Annotated in this window: 19 protein-coding genes; 12 read left to right on the forward strand and 7 right to left on the reverse strand. The window is 69.2% G+C overall.

Annotated elements, in window-relative coordinates; translation table 11 throughout:
* From ACFTZB_RS12080 to ACFTZB_RS12105, 6 genes are all read left to right on the forward strand, one after another.
* Window positions 1–1522, forward strand: a 1522-nt coding sequence (locus ACFTZB_RS12080; RefSeq protein ID WP_378431832.1) for an APC family permease, incomplete at its 5' end; no start/stop codon positions are given.
* 192 nt (window positions 1523–1714) lie between these two features.
* Entirely contained in the window at window positions 1715–2554 is an 840-nt protein-coding gene (locus tag ACFTZB_RS12085) for a polysaccharide deacetylase (RefSeq protein ID WP_378431833.1), read from the forward strand.
* Window positions 2551–4056: a C45 family autoproteolytic acyltransferase/hydolase gene (locus tag ACFTZB_RS12090; RefSeq protein ID WP_378431834.1), complete on the forward strand. Its 1506-nt coding sequence runs from the start codon at window positions 2551–2553 to the stop codon at window positions 4054–4056. Before ACFTZB_RS12085 ends, ACFTZB_RS12090 begins: the two co-directional genes overlap by 4 nt.
* On the forward strand, window positions 4053–4823 hold the full coding sequence (locus ACFTZB_RS12095) for an SDR family NAD(P)-dependent oxidoreductase (RefSeq protein ID WP_378431835.1): 771 nt from the start codon (window positions 4053–4055) through the stop codon (window positions 4821–4823). Before ACFTZB_RS12090 ends, ACFTZB_RS12095 begins: the two co-directional genes overlap by 4 nt.
* Before the next feature lie 19 nt (window positions 4824–4842).
* Entirely contained in the window at window positions 4843–5868 is a 1026-nt protein-coding gene (locus ACFTZB_RS12100) for a Rieske 2Fe-2S domain-containing protein (protein WP_378431836.1), read from the forward strand.
* Window positions 5849–6802 (forward strand): PDR/VanB family oxidoreductase, encoded by a 954-nt coding sequence (locus ACFTZB_RS12105; RefSeq protein WP_378431838.1) that lies wholly within the window; start codon window positions 5849–5851, stop codon window positions 6800–6802. Before ACFTZB_RS12100 ends, ACFTZB_RS12105 begins: the two co-directional genes overlap by 20 nt.
* A gap of 45 nt (window positions 6803–6847) precedes the next feature.
* Here the strand turns inward: ACFTZB_RS12105 and ACFTZB_RS12110 are convergent, their stop codons facing one another.
* On the reverse strand, window positions 6848–7468 hold the full coding sequence (locus tag ACFTZB_RS12110; RefSeq protein WP_378431839.1) for an allophanate hydrolase subunit 1: 621 nt from the start codon (window positions 7466–7468) through the stop codon (window positions 6848–6850).
* Window positions 7468–8226, reverse strand: coding sequence for a LamB/YcsF family protein (locus ACFTZB_RS12115; RefSeq protein WP_378431841.1), 759 nt, complete (start codon window positions 8224–8226; stop codon window positions 7468–7470). Before ACFTZB_RS12115 ends, ACFTZB_RS12110 begins: the two co-directional genes overlap by 1 nt.
* A gap of 129 nt (window positions 8227–8355) precedes the next feature.
* On the opposite strand from ACFTZB_RS12115, the gene ACFTZB_RS12120 reads away from it, so the two are divergent.
* Genes ACFTZB_RS12120 through ACFTZB_RS12135 form a run of 4 tightly spaced genes read left to right on the forward strand, consistent with a single transcriptional unit; the run spans window position 8356 to window position 11285 of the window.
* Window positions 8356–9531 carry a hypothetical protein gene (locus ACFTZB_RS12120; RefSeq protein WP_378431844.1) on the forward strand — a complete coding sequence of 392 codons (1176 nt, stop codon included), beginning with the start codon at window positions 8356–8358 and terminating at the stop codon, window positions 9529–9531.
* Window positions 9528–10289: an ESX secretion-associated protein EspG gene (locus ACFTZB_RS12125; RefSeq protein ID WP_378431845.1), complete on the forward strand. Its 762-nt coding sequence runs from the start codon at window positions 9528–9530 to the stop codon at window positions 10287–10289. Before ACFTZB_RS12120 ends, ACFTZB_RS12125 begins: the two co-directional genes overlap by 4 nt.
* Window positions 10290–10341: 52 nt before the next feature.
* The gene (locus ACFTZB_RS12130; RefSeq protein WP_378431847.1) at window positions 10342–10758 is read left to right on the forward strand and encodes a hypothetical protein; all 417 of its coding nucleotides are present in this window, start codon (window positions 10342–10344) and stop codon (window positions 10756–10758) included.
* Complete coding sequence (locus ACFTZB_RS12135; RefSeq protein WP_378431849.1) at window positions 10755–11285, forward strand: DUF3558 domain-containing protein; 531 nt, start codon at window positions 10755–10757, stop codon at window positions 11283–11285. The genes ACFTZB_RS12130 and ACFTZB_RS12135 overlap by 4 nt, the downstream gene beginning before the upstream one ends.
* A gap of 73 nt (window positions 11286–11358) precedes the next feature.
* On the opposite strand, the gene ACFTZB_RS12140 is transcribed toward ACFTZB_RS12135, so the two are convergent.
* Genes ACFTZB_RS12140 through ACFTZB_RS12150 form a run of 3 tightly spaced genes read right to left on the reverse strand, consistent with a single transcriptional unit; the run spans window position 11359 to window position 14097 of the window.
* Complete coding sequence (locus ACFTZB_RS12140) at window positions 11359–12252, reverse strand: metal ABC transporter permease (protein WP_378431851.1); 894 nt, start codon at window positions 12250–12252, stop codon at window positions 11359–11361.
* Window positions 12249–13127: a metal ABC transporter ATP-binding protein gene (locus ACFTZB_RS12145; RefSeq protein WP_378431853.1), complete on the reverse strand. Its 879-nt coding sequence runs from the start codon at window positions 13125–13127 to the stop codon at window positions 12249–12251. The genes ACFTZB_RS12140 and ACFTZB_RS12145 overlap by 4 nt, the downstream gene beginning before the upstream one ends.
* 13 nt (window positions 13128–13140) lie before the next feature.
* A complete protein-coding gene (locus ACFTZB_RS12150) occupies window positions 13141–14097 on the reverse strand; it encodes a metal ABC transporter solute-binding protein, Zn/Mn family (protein ID WP_378431854.1) in 957 nt (318 codons plus the stop codon).
* Between the two features lie 137 nt (window positions 14098–14234).
* Between ACFTZB_RS12150 and ACFTZB_RS12155 the strand changes: the two genes are divergently transcribed.
* Window positions 14235–15323 (forward strand): substrate-binding domain-containing protein, encoded by a 1089-nt coding sequence (locus tag ACFTZB_RS12155; RefSeq protein WP_378431855.1) that lies wholly within the window; start codon window positions 14235–14237, stop codon window positions 15321–15323.
* Between the two features lie 13 nt (window positions 15324–15336).
* Here the strand turns inward: ACFTZB_RS12155 and otsB are convergent, their stop codons facing one another.
* Complete coding sequence (gene otsB / locus ACFTZB_RS12160) at window positions 15337–17877, reverse strand: trehalose-phosphatase (RefSeq protein WP_378431856.1); 2541 nt, start codon at window positions 17875–17877, stop codon at window positions 15337–15339.
* 68 nt (window positions 17878–17945) lie between these two features.
* A complete protein-coding gene (kstR, locus tag ACFTZB_RS12165; protein ID WP_005566090.1) occupies window positions 17946–18584 on the reverse strand; it encodes a cholesterol catabolism transcriptional regulator KstR in 639 nt (212 codons plus the stop codon).
* Window positions 18585–18678: 94 nt separating this feature from the next.
* Here kstR and ACFTZB_RS12170 point away from each other — a divergent pair, with 94 nt between their 5' ends.
* The gene (locus ACFTZB_RS12170) at window positions 18679–20841 is read left to right on the forward strand and encodes an acyl-CoA dehydrogenase family protein (protein ID WP_378431857.1); all 2163 of its coding nucleotides are present in this window, start codon (window positions 18679–18681) and stop codon (window positions 20839–20841) included.
* The last annotated feature ends 79 nt before the right edge of the window (window positions 20842–20920 follow it).

Here is a 20920-nt window from a genome sequence, read left to right on the forward strand (position 1 = left end):
CGCGCGCATCGCCCCTTCTCACGAGAACGGCAGAATCATGACTTCCCACTCCTCGCTGTCCGCGAACGGCGGTGCCGGCCCGGACGGCGCCGATCGCGGCGAGGGCATGCATCCCCTGAACCGCGGATTGGGCGTCGGCGCCATCGTCTTCATGGTGGTGGCCGCCGCCGCACCGCTCGCCGTCGTCGCCGCCCAGGTACCCATCGTCATCGCGTTCGGGGGCAGCATCGGTGCGCCGCTGTTCTTCCTGATCGCCGCCGTCATCCTCACCCTGTTCGCGGTCGGGTACACGCTGATGAGCAGGCACGTCCGCAACGCGGGGGCGTTCTACTCGTACGTGCAGGCCGGGCTCGGACGGATCAACGGGCTCGGTGCCGCGTTGCTGGCGCTCGTGTCGTATTCGATGCTCCTCATCGCCGTCTACTCCTATCAGGGGGTGGCGGCGAGCAACGCCGCCGCGCAGTACCTGCATGTCGACGCTCCCTGGTGGGTGTTCTCGTTCGCCGCCTTCGCGATCGTCTCCGTGCTCGGGTACCGCGACATCGAGCTGAGTTCCAAGGTTCTCGGAGTGCTTCTGGTCGCGGAGGCACTCATCGTCGTCGTGCTCGACGTCGCCATCCTGGTCAAGGGCGGCGCAGCAGGACTGACAGGCGCCCCTCTGCTGCCGGCCACGGTGTTCGACGGCTCGCCCGGGCTGGGTCTGATGTTCGCGTTCTTCGCCTTCTTCGGGTTCGAGGCCACGGCCGTGTTCCGGAACGAGGCGCGCGACCCCGACCGCACCGTTCCGCGCGCAACGTACGTCGCGGTCGTGTCGATCGGGGCGTTCTACGCGCTGTCCGCGTGGGCGGTGGTCGTCGGAGCCGGTGTGACCGATGCGGTGGACACGGCGTCGGACGATCCCGTGAACATGGTGTTCGACCTCGCCACCCGGTACGCCGGGCCGGTCGTGCACGACATCATGCAGCTTCTCGTGGTGACCAGCGTCTTCGCGTGCGTCCTGTCGTTCCACAACGTCATCACGCGATACCAGTTCACGCTCGGCGCGATGGGAGTGCTGCCGTCGGCGCTCGGCCGGGTCAGCCCGAAGTACGGGGCGCCATCGCGCTCGTCGATCGCCCTGACCGCGATCTCCGGAGTGCTGCTCGCGGTGGTCGCGGTCAGCGGCATCGACCCGATCACCCAGGCCTACACGTGGCTGTCCGGTGCGGCGACGCTCGGGATCGTCCTGCTCATGGCGCTCACCAACCTGGCGGTCATCGTGTTCTTCCGCACGCACGATCTCGACAAACGCCGGTGGCACACGGTCGCGGCACCGTCGCTCGCGATCCTCGGTCTGCTCGCGGTGGTCGCTCTCGTCGTGACCAACTTCGAACTCCTCATCGGAGATCGGCTGGGCGCGTTGATCATCGGAGGCCTGGTGCTCGCCGCGTACGGCGCCGGTGTGGCCGTCGCCCTGCGGATGCGACGGTCCCGCCCTGCGGCCTACGCGGCGCTGCGGGGCGAACCGCAGGCCGGCGACTGACGCTGCGCAATGCGCAGCAAGGCCGGCGTAGTTTGACGCAAAGTTTCAGTGTCTCCGGGGTTGTGTGTCGGTTTGCGCGCTGTTAATGTGGTCTGCAACACGCAAAGCGTTGAATCAATCCCCATTGGACGCCGAAATGCGCAGCATCGGGTCCCATCCGCCGCCGAAGCGGCGCAATCAGAGGAGCGCGTCTTGACGATTCAGGACTTTCCCACCGCAGACTGGCCGGGAGGCAAGGCCGCCGCGGTGTCGTTTACCTTCGACGTCGACGCGGAGGCCGGCTGGCTCGGTGAAGGCGAGGAGTACGCACGCCGCCTGACCATCCTGTCCGAGGGCCGCTACGGCGTCACGCGCGGCGTGCCGCGCATCCTCGAACTGCTCGCCCGATACGACATCTCGGCCACGTTCTTCGTCCCCGGACACACCGCGGAGCATCACCCCGCGATGGTGGAGAGCCTGCTCGACGCGGGGCACGAGATCGGCCACCACGGGCACCTGCACCTGCGCAGCGACAAGGTGAGCGAGCAGCAGCAGATCGACGAGATCGACAAGGGCCTCGAAGCCCTCGAACGGCTCGGCGTCCCGCGGCCGAAGGGATACCGCTCCACGTCCTGGGAACTCACCCCAGAGACGTTCGCTCTGCTCGTCGAGCGCGGATTCCTGTACGACTCCAGCTGTATGGGCGACGACCGCCCGTATGTCGAGTCCTGGGACGGCCTCGAGATCCTCGAACTGCCCGTGCACTGGTCGCTCGACGACTGGCCGCGCTTCGGCTGGAACATCGACGGCGGCGGCAACGTCGCCGACCCCGAAGAACTGCGTCGTTGCTGGACAGCCGAATTCGAGTCGGCCCGCGCCGAACGTCGGCACACGAGTTTCACCATGCATCCCGAGGTCATCGGACGCCCCTACCGGCTCGCCCAGTTCGAGCAGGTGGTGGCACACATGGCCGAATCCGGCGACGTGTGGTTCGCCCGTCTCGACGAGGTCGCCGAGTTGGTGGCGCCGCGACTGCTGCGGGTGGCGTCGTGACCCGCCGGTTCCGCTCCACGCAGACCCGGCCGTGGGACCGCGGATACGAATTCGGCAATGCCCACGCGGAACGGGTCGGCGCGTCGGTGGCCGCGTACCAGCGGCTGTTCGACCGTGCCGCCGGCTCGGCCGTCGACCTGGACCACTGGGGAACCCTCGCCCTCGAACGGATCACGGCGGCCGCGCCCGCACTCGCCGACGAGATCGCCGGCATCGCGGACGGCGCCGGCCTTCCCGTGACCGCGGTCGCGGCGATCAATGCGCGCACCGAAGTGCTTGCGGCGGTGGGCTCGACCACGCCGAGTGAGTGCTCGACGGTCGTTCGTCTCCGGGACGGGGCGCCGCCGGTCTCCGTCCAGGCGTGGGACTGGTTCGCCGAACTCGCCGACCTGTGGCTCGTCTGGGAGATCCCGCACGAGAACGGTCACCTGACCACCACCGTCACCGAATACGGCATCGTCGGCAAGATCGGCGTCAACGACCGCGGCCTGGGCGTGCACTTCAACATCCTCCACCACACCGGGGACGGAAACGGAATCGGTGTCCCGGTGCACGTGCTGGCCCGCGCCGTACTCGACGAATCACGCGACCTCAACCACGCGCTCGTCCGGCTCGCGCAGGCGGACGTCACGGCGTCGACGTCGCTGACGCTCGTTGCGAGCGCCGGTGGCGAATCCGCGGCCGTGAGCGTCGAACTCCACCCCGGCGGGATCGGATACGCGCTGCCGGACCACGACGGCCTGCTCGTCCACACCAACCATTTCCTCAGCAGCCCGGCGAACCTGCACGACACGGAACTCCGGAACGGACCGGACACCGTGATCCGATTCGACCTGCTCCGCCGTCGACTGGCCGGCAGGCCGGACATCGACGCACCCGCGGTCGTCGAGGCGATGACGTCGCATCTGCTCGGCGGCGGGGCGACGTGCTGCCACGTCGACCCGTCCCTGCCGGCCTCGTCGCGTTTCGAAACCCTCGCGACCGTCTCGCTCGACGTCGAGAACGGAACCCTGACCGCCCATTCCGGTGGGCCCTGCACCATTCCCGCCGATTTCGCGGCACCGACCAAGGAGAACACCGTGCTGAAACTGAAGCGCATCGACAACATGGACATCCTCACGCGCGATGTCGACGCACTCGTGGCGTTCTACCACGGCGTCCTCGGGCTGCCCTTCCACCTCCCCTACGAGAAGGACGAGGAGTGGGCGGCGATCGACATGGGCAACGTGACGCTCTACATCTTCAAATCCGAAGTGGGCGAACATGCTCCGCGCCGCACCGCGGTCAACCCCGACAACGCACCCGGCTACGACTCGATCGCGTTCGAGGTCGACAGCCTCGACGAGGCCGAGGCCGCGCTCGACGGGCGCGTCGAATGGGTCGACGAGCGGATCCAGTGGAAGCACCCCAGCGGCACCTGGTACCAGTACCGCCCGTTCTTCGACCCCGACGGCAACATGCTGTACGTCACCGAGCCGCACATCGTGGGAGCGGGAGCATGAGTGTCACCGCCATCCCGAGTGTGCGGCTGGACGGCCGTGTCGCGCTGATCACCGGGGCGGCACGGGGCATGGGGGCCGCACACGCGCGGACCCTCGCGTCCCGCGGCGCCGACCTGATCGTCGCCGACCTCGACGCCGCGGAACTGTCGGCGGTCGCCAAGGAGATCCGCGACAGCACCGGCCGCCGCGTCGAATGCCTCGAGCTGGACGTCACCGCTGTGGACGCCGGCGAACGGGTCGTCGCCGTAGCGAACGACAACTGGGGCCGCCTCGACATCCTCGTCCACAACGCCGGCATCATGCACGACTGGAAGGGTTTGAGCGACACACCCGTCGAGAACCTGCGCCCCTACCTCGACGTCAACGTCCTCGGGCCGTACGCCATCACCCGCGCCGTCGCGCCGCTCCTCGCCCGCAGCGAGGCACCGCGCGTCATCTTCATCTCCTCGCAGTGGGGGCAGGTCCCCGGCGGCCACTCCTACGGCTACATGGTGTCCAAGACGGCGCAACTCGGGCTGATGAAAGCGCTTGCTTCCGAACTCGTCTCGCAGAAGATCCTCGTCAACGCCGTCGCCCCGGGCGCGATCCACACCCGGATGGTCCCCGACGACGTCTACGCCGAGGAACTCGCCGCCGTCCCCCTCGGCCGCCTCGGCGACGCCCACGAAATCGCCGCGGCCGTCGCCTTCCTCGCCTCCGACGGAGCCGCCTTCATCACCGGACAGACCCTCGCGGTCAACGGTGGAGCGCTCGTCGTCGGCGCCTGAACTCCCCGAAAGGACCCTCGTGACCACCTCGATCCCCACCCCCACCAAACGCGAACTGGCCGAAGCGTCGATGCGCCGCTCCTGGTTCCCCGTCGCCCGCCTCCGCGACCTCGACAAGCCCCAGACGGCCACGCTTCTCGGCGTCAGCCTGGTGATCTACCGCGACGGCGAGGGGCGGATCTCGGTGCAGTCTCGGCGTTGCCCGCACCGCGGCGGCGACCTGTCGATGGGTGAAGTGCACCAGAGCTCCATCGGCTGCCCGTACCACGGCTGGGAGTTCTCCAGCACCGACGGCAGCTGCAGCCGCATCCCGTCCCTGGCCGATCAGGGCAAGATCCCGCCGCGCGCGTCGATCGTCACGTACCCCGCCGTCGAACGGTTCGGTCACGTCTGGACGGTGCTCGAGGACCCGATCCGCGACATGTACGAGATCGAGGAGTGGCAGGGCCTCGACCTCGAATGGCTGGCCGCCGACCCCATCGACTCGTCCGTCGGAGTCGGGGTGACGATCGAGAACTTCCGCGACGTCGCGCACTTCCCCTTCGTCCACAAGGTGTCGATGGGCCCGACGCCGGAGGTCGTGGAACCGCTCAACGTCAACCGGGACGGACTCGACGTCTGGATGGACCGGCCCCTCGACGCCGGCTCCGGCGACTGGGCCAACGACGGCGACTGCATGATGCGGTACCGCTGCTCCGCACCGGGTCTCGCGTCCATCACGTACCACTACGAGAAGCTGGGCCGCCGCGTCGTCGCCGGGTTCCCGTCGCCGATCGACTACGAGCACGTCAAGATCTTCTGGGGCGTCGCCAACGAGGTCGGCTACCGCGGCGCCGACCTCGAGGAGTGCCTGCGCGTCGAGGAGATGGTGTACCTCGAAGACATCCCGATCGTCGAATTCATCGAACCCCGCGAAATTCCCTGGGATTCGGAGTTCCAGGAATTCTCCGTACCCGCCGATCTGTTCACCCTCAACTACCGGCGCTCGTTCACCGAGCTGATGAACCGCGTCAAGGACGGCAGTCATGTCAACGAGTTCGTCTGACCCGCTGACCCTCCCGCTGCGCGTCGTCGCCGCTCGCTGGGAGGCGGAGTCGATCACGTCGTACGAGTTCGCCCGCCCCGACGGCGGCGAACTGCCGGCCTGGGAGCCGGGCGCGCACGTCGACGTGCACCTGCCGTCGGGGACGGTCCGGCAGTACTCGCTGTGCGGCGACCCCGCTGACACGAGCCGTTACCGCATCGCCGTCCTCGAACTGCCCGCGGGCAGGGGTGGTTCGGTGGAGGTCCATCGCGAGCTGCGTCCGGGCCGCCTGATCGAGATCGGTCGTCCCCGTTCCAATTTCGCGTTGACCGACGCGGACCGGTACGTGTTCGTCGCCGGCGGCATCGGCATCACCCCGATGCTGCCGATGATCCGGGAAGTGCAACGGCGCGGCGGAACCTGGGAGCTGGTGTACGGAGCGCGCACCGCCGAGCACTTCGCGTTCGTGAGCGAGCTGGACGCGTCCGCGGTCCGGCTGGTGCCGCAGGACACGGACGGTCATCTCGATCTGGCGTCCGTCGTGGCGTCCTCGGCGGAGGCGGCGGTCTACTGCTGCGGGCCGACACCGCTCATGGACGCGCTGGTGGAACGGATGTCGCATGCGGGTCGCGCCGGCGACCTCCACCTCGAACGGTTCGCCGCGGCTGCCCCCGCGGTCGGGTCGAGTGGTGAGTTCGAGGTCGAACTGGCCCGCAGCGAGAAGGTCGTCCCGGTGCGCCCCGACCAGACGGTGCTCGAGGCCGTCCGCGGCGCCGGGATCGACCATCCGTCGTCGTGCGAGATGGGCATCTGCGGGTCCTGCGAGGTGAAGGTCCTGAGCGGCGACGTCGACCACCGTGACGACCTCCTCACCGAAAGCGAACGCGCGCAATGCAACAGCATGATGATCTGCGTGTCCCGGGCAAGGGGTGATCGCCTGGTCCTCGACCTGTGACGGGGGCGGCTCCGCCACCCGTGAGTACTTGTTAACCGCGGGCGGTTAACAAGTACTCACGGGCGCGAAGCGCACGACGACACCGGGACGGAGCAGGGCAGGGGGAGTGCGCCCGGCATCCCAGATCGATTCGTCCGTGGTCCCGATGAGCTGCCACCCGCCGGGCGAGGTGCGGGGGTAGATCCCCGTGAACTCCCCTCCGAGCGCCACCGTCCCGGCGGGGACCGAGGTTCGGGGCGTCGCGCGGCGCGGCACGTGCAATTCGGGTGCGCCGCCGGTGAGGTACCCGAAACCGGGGGCGAAGCCACAGAACGCCACCGTCCACGGCGTTCCGGTGTGCGCCGCGACGACGCCGTCGACACCGAGACCGGTCAGTTCGGCCACGTCTTCGAGGTCGGGTCCGTCGTAGCGCACGGCGATCCGGACCTCCTCCGGGGAGTCCTCGGCGACAACCGCCGCCGGTTCCGTCCTCCGCACCCACTTGGCGACGCGGTCGCGGCTCGTCGCGCCGTGGTCGAACCGCACCAGGATGGTGCGCGCCGCCGGTATCACCTCCCGGACCCCGGGTGGCCGGGAGTCGTCCAGAGCCCGGAAGTACGCGAGCACGGTGCCCTGATCCTCGAACTCGGCGAGGATCGCGCTTTCTCCGACGTCGAGGATGCGCATCACACGAACGGCTCCACCGTGACGCCCTCGGCGTCGAGCAACGACCGGATGGCGGTGGCCATCTCGACGGCGGCGGGCGTATCGCCGTGCACGCAGACGGATTCGGCGGTGACCGCGAGGACGGTGCCGTCGACCGCTTCGAGGGCGTGATCGACGACGAGTCGACGGACCCGCTCCGCCACGACCACCGGATCGTGCAGGACCGCGCCGTCCCTCGTGCGGGGCACCAGCGTTCCCTCGGGCGTGTACGCGCGGTCGGCGAACGCCTCGGTGACCGTCCGCAGTCCGGCCTTCTCGGCCTCCTCCAGGAACACCGAACCGGGCAGACCGAGAACCGGAAGGGTGTCGTCGTATGCGGTCACCGCCGCGACCACCGCGCGGGCCTGCTCTCGGTGATGCACGATCGCGTTGTACAGCGCGCCGTGCGGTTTCACGTACGCCACCGCGGACCCGGAGACCTGGGCGAGACCGTCGAGAGCGCCGATCTGGTACACGACGTCGGCCGTCAGATCACGCGGTGTGACGTCGATGAATCGGCGCCCGAACCCGGCGAGGTCGTGATAGCCCACCTGCGCGCCGATCCGGACCGTCAGCTCGGACGCCGCGGAACAACAGGCCAGCAGGGTCGCGGGATCACCCGCATGAAAACCGCAGGCCACGTTTGCACTGGTCACGAGCTTCAGCATCGCGACGTCGTCGCCGAGGGTCCAGGCACCGTAGCTCTCGCCGAGGTCGCTGTTCAGATCGATTGCCGGCACATATTCGATATTAGGGTTCCGAGTGCCGTCTTGTAGATTCTCTCGCGGGGGCGGGCGGAACCGGTGAGGGTGCTGCTGCGTCAGAACAATTGACCGTGTGTGGCGGACCGCGCCATCGGAGGGGGAAACGTGACCGACCCGGCATACATCAAGGATCCCGAGAACTTCCACTCGGACCAGTGGGACCACGCGAGGATCGCGAGTGCCGTCGCCGGCATGGACGTCGAGCACGTGAGCGGCATCGCGCGAGCCTGGACCGAACTGGGGACGACGGCCCACGACGCGATCGTCGATTTCAGCGACGCGATCAAGAAGACGATCGGCGAGAGCTGGCAGGGCGCGGCCGCGTCGGCGGCCTACGTCGAGACCGAGCGGTACTCGACGTCCGCGCCGGAGGCACAGAATCAACTTCACGGAGTGGCGGCGGCGCTGACCCCGCTGGCGGAGACGGTCGCGTCGCTGCGGTCGCAGGTCCCCGAGACCATCGGCACCGGACTGTGGGACAAGCTGACGCCCTGGGACACGGACACCGAGGACGAGTACTACCGGCGCGAGGGTGAAGCGCGCGAGAAGATGGCCACGATCTACAACCCGGGGCTCGCGACTTCGGACGGCACCGTCCCGTCGTTCACGAGACCGGAGAGCCGGGTCGATGTTCCTTCGGGTCCGTCCGCGCCCGGCGTCGACTACTCGAGCGGCGTCCCCAGTTCGAGCGATCGGATCGGGGGACCGATCGCCGGGCAGCCGAGTTCCGGCGACGCTCCGAATATCGACGGTCCCGACAGCGACGCGTCCGCTGCGCCCGGCACCCCCGCAGCGGACGGCGCGCAGCAGGATGCGGAAACCGCGTCGTCGTCGGCCACCGCCCCCGCGGCGACGGCCCCGGCCGCGGTGACGGGTGATCAGGCGCAGAGCCGATCGGTCGTGCCGCCGGGTGCCGACTCGTCCTCGGGTGCCGGTTCGCGATCCGCGGGGGCGGGTGCGGGTGGAGGTGCCGGCGGATTCGGCGTCGGCGGGCTCGGCAGTGCCGGCGGCGTCGGCGCCGGAAGTCGGGCGGGGGCCGGCGCCCGGCCGGGCACTACACCGCCCGGGGTCGCGGGGACCGCAGCCGGTGGTCGCACCGGTGCCGGGGTGCGGGGCACCGGCCCGATGGGCGGCGGAATGATGGGCGGCGCCCCGGGGGCTGCCAGGGGCGGCGGCGAGGACAAGGAACACAAGACGCCCGACTACCTGATCACCCTCGACAACGGCAACGAGCTGATCGGCAAACTGCCTCTTGTTTCACCGCCGGTGATCGGCGCATGAGCATGCGCAATTGGCGGTTGCGTCCCGAACTGTTCGACGCACTGTGGGCCGGCACCGGGCAGGACCGCATCCCGTACCCGTTCCGGATCGTCAGCGCACACCCCGGGCTCAACGCCTATGTGGCAGAGCAGAACCAGATAAGGGAAGCCTTCGCGGGAGCCGGGCACGACGATGTGCGGTCGGCGTTGAACGTGCTCGCCGAGCCCGAGGTGTACGTCGAGATCTCCGGTTCCACCGCCGATGAGACACCGATCCGCATCATCGGTGCGCAGCACCGGCAGTGGGTCGTGATCGCGTCGCAACTCCCCGGCCGGGCACCGCGGATCGGAGGCGACGTGGTGATCGGCGCCGGGCCGGCCGGCCGCCTGGGCGCGCAACTGATCGGCCTCATCCCGCAGAACGCCGCCGGCAGTCGCCGGTTCCAGCGACGGGACGACGTAGACGCCCACTTCTCCCAGGGAATCCTGCAGGAGGTCAACCGGGCGGCCCCCGCCCCGCGACTCGAATCCGCCGTGCAGAAGGGATACGCGGGCCGCGGCAAGATCCGAGTCTTCCGCGGCCCCCGCTACGGCACCGGCCGCGACGTCGGCATCATGCAGTGGATCGACATCGCCGGCGACGGCCGCTACCTGATCGGCCCGCACGATCCCGCCGCCGCGCACCCGGCAGGCCCCGACCAGCTCGTATCCTCGCTCGACACCCTGATCAGGGTCGGTACGACTCCTCGGGCAGGCTCGGTCGGTGCCCGCAGTTGGTAGATTGCCACGCGCCGGCGATTGCACAGGTGGGGACACAGGGAGGGACACGAACATGGCGGGGCCAGAAGCACCGGAAGCCGGATGGAAGGCTTTCACCGAAAACATCGTCGGCGGAGGCAGGCTCGAACTCGACCCGGCCGGGTTGGAACAGTGCATCAAGCTGTGCCAGGAGCATGCGGAGGATATGCGCGAATTGGCCAGGCGCGCGCGAAACGACCTTCGAGCCCTGGACCTCGGTATCGGCGAAAAAGACATCGAATCAGCGAAGGACCTTGCTCGGAAGTTCGACGAGAAGGCAATTGGCGGCAGCGGAACCATCGATTCCGGCAACACCGCGGTGGGGTTGTTTCTCGCTCATGAGGCCTATGCACTCGATATGAAGTCGATGTTCGAGGCGACACTCACACAGTATCGGGAGCAAGATTCAGCGCTTGTCGGAGACTTGAATCAGTCAGGACAGCAACTGTGATCTATCACCGCAAACGCGTCGGATCCGTGGTCATTCTCGCGGCAGTCTTCGCGCTCAGCGCTTGCAATCAATCATTCGATGGTCAGCCGGGCCAGCAACCGGAACCTGAGATCACATTCCATCCGTGCGACGGACTCCCGCCCGACGCGATCCGCGCCATCGGTCTCGATGTGCGGCCGCCGGAACGCGATGACACCGACGTCCCACGCGCTCTCGGCTGTGGGTATTTGTCTAATAATCCGAATTACGGCATCACGATCGCGGCGCGTGCCGAAACGTTCAGCAGCGTCGAGTCGAGCGACCGCTTCAACGTTCTGAGGGAGACCGACATCGGCGGGCGTGATGCGCTGGTGTCGGATTTCCGTGGTGGTAGTGCGTGCACGGTGTCGGTGGCGATCGATCCGGGGATTTTGGAGTTCATGATCGGGTACAGCGAGTTGGAGGATTTCACGACCGTGGATGCGGCGTGCGATCAGGCGACGAAGGTGGCGACGGCGCTGGCGCCGTATTTCCCCGACCACCTGTGAGGGAGTTGTACTGAGCCTCCACTCTTCGGGGTGTGAGGGCCGATTCGGCCGCCGGGCGGCGAAGAGTGGCGGCTCAGTGCGTGTGTGCGTGGGTGTGGGCGATGCGTCCGGCGTTCTTGCGTCGTGAGGACCCGCTGAGTCGGCAGGCGAGGTAGATGACGAACGAGATCGTGGTGACGAAGCTGGACACGGGCACGCCGGGTGCGAGGGACAGCAGGATGCCGCCGACGGCGGCGAGTTCGGCGAACACGATCGACAGGATGGTCGCCTTGAGGGGGCTGGCGGTGACGTAGGCGGCGGCTGCGGCGGGGGTGATGAGCAGTGCCATGACGAGTAGTGCGCCGACGATCTGGACGCCGAGGGCGGCGGTGATGCCGACGAGGACGGCGAACACGATCGACAGGGCGCGCACGGGGACTCCGCGGGCTTCGGCGACGTCGGGGTCGGTGCTCGCGAACAGGAGGGGACGGTAGATCAGGCCGAGGACTCCGATGACGAGCACGGCGCACAGCAGCAGCAACTGCAGGCCGCTGTCGCCGGGTGCGACGATCTGGCCGATCAGCAGCGAGAAACTGGTGCCGGTGCGCCCCTGGTACGACCAGATGAACAGCACGGACAGGCCGAGCCCGAATGCCATGATCACGCCGATCACGGAGTCACGGTCGCGGGCCTTCGCGCCGAGCAGCCCGAACAGGACGGCCGCGACCACCGACCCGGCGATGGCGCCTGCCCCGACGCTGACGCCGATGAGCAGGGCAGCGGATGCGCCGGTCAGGGACAGCTCGCTGGTGCCGTGCACGGCGAACGACATCTGCCTGCTCACGATCAGCGGTCCGATGGCTCCTGCGAGGAGGCCGAGGATGGCGCCGGCGATCAAGGCCTGCTGCACGAAGTCGTAGTGCAGGAGGTCGACGGTGGCGGAGACGTCGAACATGCGTGACATGGCGTCGGTGAATTTGTTGCTCATGCGTGTCCCTCGTCCGTGTGGTGCACACCCTCGCCGGGGCGGAGGCCGCCCGCGCTGCCGAGGGCGTCGATGGCGTCGCCGGTGCCGATCACGACGAGGCGGCCGCGTACGTGCAGCACCTCGACGTCGGTGCGGTACAGCTCGGACAGCACCTCCGACGTCATGACCTCTTCCGGTTTGCCGATGCGGAACTGGCCGTCGACGAGGTAGAGCACGCGGTCGACGAGGGGGAGGATCGGGTTGATCTCGTGGGTGACGAACAGGACCGCGGTGTCGTGGGTGCGGCGCCGCCGGTCGATGAGTCCGGAGACGAGGTTCTGGTTGGCCAGGTCGAGGCTGAGCAGCGGCTCGTCGCACAGCAGGATCTGCGGGTTGCCGACGAGGGCCTGCGCGATCCGCAGCCGCTGCTGCTCGCCTCCGGACATGGAGCCGATCGGCGCGTCCGCGTAGTGCTGGGCGCCGACCTCGGCGATCGCCGCGTCGACGATGGCCCGGCGCCGCCCGCGCCGGAGGAGACCGGTTCCCCACTGGTGGCCGTCGACGCCGAGTCCGACGAGGTCGCGGCCGCGGAGCGGCAACCCGTCGTCGAGCGACTTCTGCTGGGGGATGTACCCGACGTGCGAATTGCCCTTCCGCGCCGGGGTACCGGCGATGCGGGCGGTGCCGGAGCTGAGGGCGAGCTGACCGAGCAGCACCTTCAGCAGCGACGTCTTGCCCGACCCGTTGGGTCCGAGGACGGCGACGAATTCGCCGGGTTCCACGGTGAGGTCGAGGTCCTGCCAGAGCGTGCGTTCGCCGAAGGACAGTCGCGCCCCCGTCAATTCCAGTGCGGGGACGCGACCGTTGCCGGCGTTCGTCGAAGTGGGTTCTGTCACAAGCCGATCAGTTCTATTGCAGAGCCGCGGCGAGCGACTCGGCGGTGTTGGTCTGCCACTGAATGTAGTCCAGGCCTTCGGGCAGGGTTTCGGTCACCTCGACGACGGGGATGTCCGCCGACTCGGCCGTGGCGCGCACGTCCTGGGTGACCCGGTCCTGTGTCTGCACGTTGTAGACGAGGGCCTGCACCTGCTTGCCGGTGAGCAGTTGCCGTGTCGCGGCGATGGCGGCGGGCGCGGGGTCGTTGCCGTTCTCGATGGCGCTCGTGAACTCGGGCGGGGTGACGTCCTTCAGGCCTGCGGACTGGAGCAGGTAGTAGGCGATCGGTTCGGTCTGCGCGACAGGTGCGTCTTTGTGCGCTGCCGCGATGCCGTCGGTGATCGCGGAGATCTGCTCGAGCTGACCGTGGAAGGTGGCGGCGTTGGCCTGGTAGGCGTCGGCGTTGTCGGGGTCGAGTTGGCCGAGCTTGTCGGCGATGGACTGCGCGGTGGCGTCGACGGTGTCGACGTCGAACCAGACGTGTTCGTTGACGTCGCCGTGGTCGTGGCCCTCGTGCGAATCGCCGCCGTCCGAGTGCTCGTCCTCGCCCGCGTGCGCGCCGCCCTCGAGGAGGTCGAACGCGTTGACCGTGAGTTGGTCGCTGTTGCCGGTGCCGATGATGTCGTCGACGAAGTGGTCGTATCCGCCGCCGTTGTAGACGATCAGCGACGCGTCGGTGAGCTTGGCGGCGTCGGTGGGGCTGGCCTCGAAGGAGTGCGGGTCGGACGACGGTTCGGTGATGATCGAGGTGACGTCGACCTTGTCGCCGGCGACAGCCTGGGCGACGCTGCCCCACACGTTCGTCGACGCGACGACGGTCAGGGTGCCGTCGCCGGTTGTGTCGGAGCCGCACGCGGTGAGGGTGAGGGCCGCGGCGAACGACAGCCCGACGGCCGCCGTGGCTGCACGAAAACCTGAGGAAGCGCGCACAGAGAACTCCTGACAGAACGAATCGCTAAACGCTATTGGAAACCGTTACCGTTGCACTTTAGCGGATCGGTCCTGGTAGTGCACTTTCGGTGCAGCCCCGACGAGCCCGAACCGGCACCAGGTACTAACGTCCCCCTATGCCCAGGTCTCGACAGCCACGTCGCCAAGCCACGCTGGCGTCGCTCGCGGCCGAGCTCAACATTTCGCGAACGACGGTGTCCAACGCCTACAACCGGCCCGATCAGCTTTCCGCCGAACTCCGCGACCGGGTGCTGCAGGCGGCGAAGCGCCGCGGCTACCCGGGCCCCGACCCGGTGGCCCGGTCACTGCGCACCCGCAAGGCCGGCGCCGTGGGACTACTGCTCACCGAGGCCCTCAGCTACTCCTTCCGCGACCCCGCCGCGATGAGCTTCCTGTCCGGGCTGGCCGAGTCGTGTGAGGCCGCCGGGCAGGGCCTGCTCCTGATCCCGGCGGGCCCGGGCCGGGAGGAGGCGGACGCCGCGGCGGTCGTGCAGCAGGCGGGTGTCGACGGGTTCGTCGTGTACTCGGTGGCCGACGACGACCCGTACCTCGCGGCGGTGTACGAACGGCACCTGCCGATGGTCGTCTGCGATCAGCCGCGGGAGATCCCCGGTGCGTCGCTCGTGGGCATCGACGACCGCGGCGCGATGCGCGGTCTCGCCGACTACCTCATCGGCCTCGGCCACCGCGACATCGGCGTGCTGAGCATGAGGCTGGGGCGCGACCGCGCGGACGGGGTCGCCGACGCCGAGCGGCTGCGGTCGCCGAACTTCCACGTCCAGCGCGAACGCATCGAGGGCGTGCGCGACGCCATGTCCGACGCCGGCCTGGACCCCGCCACCCTCACCGTCATCGAGCGGTTCGAGCACACCGGCAAGTCGGGGCATGCCGGTGCCGCGCAGGCGCTCGCCGTGAATCCGCGGATCACCGCGCTCGTGTGCACCACCGACGTCCTCGCGCTCGGCGCGCTGGACTGGGCGCGCTGGCAGGGCATCGACGTGCCCGGTCAGCTGTCGGTCACCGGATTCGACGGCGTCGACGACGCACTGCGCGAGGGCCTGACCACGGTGCGGCAACCGCAGGAGGAGAAGGGCCGCCGGGCCGGGGCCCTGCTCATGTCGCCGTCGCACTCCGGCGTCGCGACCGTCGAGATGCTCGAGACCGAACTGCTGCGCGGTTCGACGGCCGGGCCCGCCAGACGCTGACCCGGCCTCCGGCTCACGCCAGGAGCTGAGCGCAGCGCAGCAGTCCCAGGTGGCTGTACGCCTGGGGGTGGTTGCCCAGCGACCGCTCGGCGACGGGGTCGTACTCCTCGCTGAGCAACCCGGTCGGCCCGGCGGCGTCGACCAGTTGCGCGAACAACGCCTCCGCCTGCGACCGCTGACCGATCAGCAGGTACGCCTCCACCAGCCACGCCGCGCAGAGGTGGAACCCGCCCTCGGTGCCGGGCAGTCCGTCGTCGTGGTGGTAGCGGTACACGGTGGAGCCGCTGCGCAGTTCCGCCTCCGTGGCCGTGACCGTGGCCGCGAACTTCTCGTCCGACGGGTCGATCAGCCCGGACAGTCCGATATAGAGGGTGGCGGCGTCGAGGTCGGTGCCGTCGTAGGCGGCGGTGTACGAGCGGACCTCGTCCTTCCAGCCCTTCTCGCGCACCTCGTCCGCGATCTTGTCGCGCAACGGTATCCAACCGGGTTCGACGTCGCGCCCGAAGTGCTCGGCCAGCGCCACCGCGCGGTCGATGGTGACCCACCCCATCACCTTGGAATACACGTGGTGCCGCGGGTTGTCGCGGATCTCCCAGATGCCGTGGTCGGGTTCGAACCAGCGCCGCTCCACGGCCTCGACCATGGCGCAGACCAGTTCCCAGTCGCGGTCGTTGAGCGCCACCGTCGCGCCCTGCGTCTCGCGGGCGTGGGAGAGGTCGTGGATGAGTTCGACGATGGGGCCGAACACGTCGAGTTGCACCTGCTGGTTGGCCGCGTTGCCGATGCGGACGGGACGCGATCCTGCGTACCCGGGCAGCGAGTCGATGACGGCCTCGGGTGGCAGACCACCGCCGTGCAGCGTGTACAGGGGGTGCAGGCGTTCGGGGCCGGGCAGCGTCTCGAGGACGTCGTGCACCCAGTCGAGGTAGCCCTCGGCCTCGCCGAGCGAACCGAGGCTGACGAGCGCGGACGCGGTGAGCGCCGCGTCGCGGAGCCAGCAGTACCGGTAGTCCCAGTTGCGGACGCCGCCGATCTCCTCGGGCAGCGACGTGGTGGCCGCCGCCATGATCGCGCCGGAGTCGACGTGCACCAGGCCGCGGAGAGTGAGCGCGGAACGCTTCATCAGGTCGGGTTTCAGCGTGGGCAGGGTCAGGCTCTTCGCCCAGTCCGACCAGTACGATTCGGCGAGCGCGCGGCGTTCCGCCTCCGGGGTCTCGGAGGGTCCGAGCTCCTCGGTGCCGCAACGCAATTCCAGGACGACGTCGCCGCCGGACGGATCGACGACGGCATGCGCGGTCTGCTGGTTGCCGTCGGAGGTGACGTTCCACTGCACGCCGGGGGAGCGCAACACGATCGGCTCGTTGGTGCCGTGCACCCGCAGTCCCTCGCTGACCGCCTCGAGGATGACCTGGCCCTGACCGAACTCGGGCCGCGGGGCGAACGTCACGACGGCGGCAGCCTGCCCGCTGATCACCCGGGTGAGGTCGGTGCGGCCCAGGCGGACGTCGTGCGGCAGGTAGTCGGTGACGGAGAGGCTGGCCCACCGGGTCTGGACGGTCATCGTGCTGTCGATGTACCGCTGGCTCAGCGGCAGGGCGCTGCGGTGCGGGCCGACGCTGAAATGGCCGGCCTCCGGTCCGCCGAGCAGGTGCGCGAAGACGGAAGCAGAGTCGGGTTCGGGGTGACACAGCCATGTGAGGGTCGCGTCCGGCGTGACGAGGGCGACGGTCCGGGGGCTGGCCAGCATGGTGAGGCGCTCGATCGGCGGCGCGTGCGCCCCGGACAGCCAGGTGCGGCGCTCCTCGAGCAGGAACGCGAGGGCCGCGGCGACGTCCTCGGTGGTCGACACCCGGAATTCGGCGAGGCTCTCGCCGGGGCCGACCTTCACACCGAGGTCGGGACCCTGGAGACGGGCGAACGCCTTCTCGTCGGTGACGTCGTCGCCGACGAACACGGCCGCGGTCGCGCCGTCCTGGTGGCGGATCAGGTCGAGGGCGTGGCCTTTGTCGGTGGCGACGACGGCCAGTTCGATGACGGACTTGCCTTCGGTGACCTGCACGCCCACCCGCTGCCCGGCGTCGGCGCGCACCGCGGCCAGGGCCCGGGCGCCTTCCTCGGCGTCGGCGTTGCGGACGTGCAGGGCGACGCTCGCCGGCTTCGCCTCCACCGACGTGCCGGCGTGCAGGCCGGCGATCCGGGTGAGTTCCTCGGTGATCTCGCCGAGAAGCTTCTTGGCGTCGGCGTCGATCGCGTGGATGAACCCGATGTCGAATTCCGAACCGTGGCTGCCGACCAGTTGAACCTCGGCGGGCAGCCGCGACAGCGCGGCGAGGTCCTTGAGCGCCCGGCCCGAGATCACGGCCGCCGTGGTTCCGGCGAGGCTGGCCAGGGCGCGGAGAGCGCGCACCGATTCGGCGTGGGGAAACGCCTTTTCGGGGTCGGAGACGATGGGGGCCATCGTGCCGTCGTAATCGGACGCGACGAGCAGGCGAGGGGTCCGTGCGACCCGGGAGAGGGCACGACGAAGTTCGATGGGCAGATCATGGGCGCTCACACGTTCAAATCTAGGGGATGTGACGGATGTGAGCGCGTTCTCGGCCGGGGCTGTGCCCCGATCGCGTCCTATTCGGGTCTGCGGCTCCCGTCACCGAGCAGCAGTTCGACGGTGAGTTCGAGCCGATTCGCCACATCGGTCGCGGACGAGCGCCGTGTGAGCCAGGCCACCAGGTTCGACAGCCATACGTCGGAGATGACGCGGGCGACGGCCAGCTGGTCCTCGGTGGGTTCGGTGTCCGTCATCGCGCGGGCGAACAGCCGGTCCATCAGCTTGCCCACCTGATCGACCTCGGCGGCGGCGGACGCGTCGGCGAACATGAACGCGCGCGTCATGGCCTCGGTCAGCAGCGGGTCGCGCTGCATGGCCCGGGTGATCTGACTGAGGATCAGCTGCATCCGCTCGAGGGGGTTGCGGCCCGGCGGGTTCTTTCCGCGGGAGTCGATCCGCTCGAACTCGCGGGCGAGTGCCGACACCAGCAGGTGCACCTTGGACGGGAAGTAGCGATACAGCGTTCCCACGGCGACGTCGGCGCGCTCGGCGACGGCCCGCATCTGCACGGCTTCGTATCCGCCCTTGGACGCCAGGGCCAGGGTCGCGTCGAGGATCCGCTTGCGCCGTTCCTTCTGCGCGTTGGAACTGAGATCGTCCTCGCCCAGCGTCGCCGCAGCGACCGTCGTGGACCGTGATCGAGAGCTGGTCGTCATTACCTGTTTTCCTTCGCGCCTTGACTCATGGCCAGGTGTCATATTAGAACACGTTCTAGACAAATGTGTCATTCAGGAGAGGCGGATACCCGTTGTGACTATCGCCACCACCGAGGAACAGAGAGCTGCAGCGGGTGCGATCCAGGCGTGGGCGCGGTCGACGGATCCGCTGGCCACAGTACGGCAAGGACCAGCAGATTCGTGGCACACGTCGTGGCCGTCCTTCTCTTCGCTCGGAATTTTCTCGGTCGCCGTGCCCGAAGAGGTCGGTGGGTCGGGGGCGGAGATCGTCGATCTCGCCGCGATGCTCGAACAGGCCGCGACCGAACTCGTCCCGGGCCCTGTTCTCTCCACCGCTCTGGCCGCTCTCGTCGTCGGCCGCAGCTCCGGCGCCGCCGCGAAACGATGGTCCGAGGACCTCGCCGACGGCGCGATGCCGTGCGCGGTGGCTCTCGGCAACTCCCCGGTGAACGCGACCCTCGGCGCCGACGGCGGGTTGACGGTCACCGGCGACGCCGGCTTCGCGATCGGCGGCGACACGGGAGTGACCGTGCTGCTGCCGGCCGACACGGGCGAAGGGGTCGTGTGGTGCCTGGTCGACGGCGAATCCGACGGTCTCGACATCACGGTCGCCGACACGATCGACAAGAGCCGTCCGCTCGCGCGGGTGCGGTGCGACGGGGTGGCGGTGGCGGCCGACCGCGTGGTCGCGGGGGTGCGGGACGGGCTGGTGCCCGACCTCGCCGCGACCCTGGCCGCCGCGGAGGCGTCCGGCATCGCGGCCTGGTGTCTGCGAACGGCGGTGGAGTACGCCAAGATTCGCGAGCAGTTCGGCAAACCCATCGGATCGTTCCAGGCGATCAAGCACCTGTGCGCGGAGATGCTGTGCCGCGTCGAACAGTCCGCGGCGGCGGCCTGGGACGCGGCCGTGGCGGCGGAGGACGCGTGGGACGCGGACGGCGGCGAGCTGCCGGTCGCGGCCGCGGTGGCGGCGACGATCACGCTCGACGCCGCCGTCGAAACCGCCAAGGACTGCATCCAGGTGCTCGGCGGCATCGGCTTCACGTGGGAGCACGACGCGCACTTCTACCTGCGCCGGGCGACGTCGCTGCGACAGCTGCTCGGCGGCTCCGCCCAGTGGCGGTCGCGGGTCACGGAACTGACCCGGGCCGGTGCTCGCCGGCACCTGTCGATCGACCTGACGGGCCTGGGAGAGGAGCGGGCGCGGATCCGCGCCGACATCGCCGCGCTGGTGGCCCGGCCGGAGTCGGAGCGACGCGCGGCCCTGGCCGAGTCGGGTTACCTGGCGCCGCACTGGCCCGTGCCCTACGGGCGAGGTGCGCGCGCCGCGGAGCAGATCCTGATCGAGGAGGAGTTGGCGGCGGCCAGGGTCGGCAGACCCGACCTCGTGATCGGCTGGTGGGCCGTGCCGACCATCCTCGAGCACGGCAGCGCCGAGCAGATCGAGCGTTTCGCCACCCCGACGCTGCGCGGCGAGATCGTCTGGTGCCAGCTGTTCAGCGAACCCGGCGCCGGCTCCGACCTGGCGGCGCTGCGCACGTCGGCGGAGAAGGTGGACGGCGGGTGGCGGCTGAACGGCCAGAAGGTGTGGACGTCGCGGGCGCAGGAGGCGGACTGGGCGATCTGCCTGGCGCGCACCGACAAGGACGCGCCCAAGCACAAGGGCATCAGCTACTTCCTCGTCGACATGACGACCCCCGGCATCACCGTCTCGCCGCTGCGCGAGATCACCGGCGACGCCCTGTTCAACGAGGTGCACCTCGAGGACGTGTTCGTGCCGGACGACCTGGTGGTCGGGAGTCTCGGCGACGGCTGGAAGCTGGCCCGCACCACGCTGGCGAACGAGCGGGTCGCGATGGGCGGGGGCTCCTCGCTCGGTGCGGCGGTGGAGGAACTGCTCGCGCTCGCGGGTGACGGCGACCCGGTCACCGACGACACGCTCGGCCGGCTCATCGGCACCGCGCTCGTCGGCTCGCAACTCGAACTGCGCACCACCCTCCGGCAGCTGGACGGCCAGGACCCCGGGCCCGAATCGAGCGTCCGCAAGCTGGTGGGCGTCCGTCAACGGCAGGCGGTCGCGGAATTCGCGATGGAACTCGGCGGCACGGACGGCTGGGTGGAGGGTCCGCTCGCGCGCGAGTTCCTGAACACCCGCTGCCTCTCCATCGCCGGCGGAACGACGCAGATCCTGCTGACCGTGGCGGCCGAGCGGATTCTAGGGCTGCCGCGCGGCTGAGCCGGGTCGCGCTCGGCCTTTCGCGGGCTCCGGGATGGTGATACAACTAGAACACGTTCTAAATCGAAGGTGGGATTGT

Origin of the sequence: Rhodococcus sp. NPDC057014 (assembly GCF_042673295.1) — a bacterium.
GTDB lineage: Bacteria > Actinomycetota > Actinomycetes > Mycobacteriales > Mycobacteriaceae > Rhodococcus_F.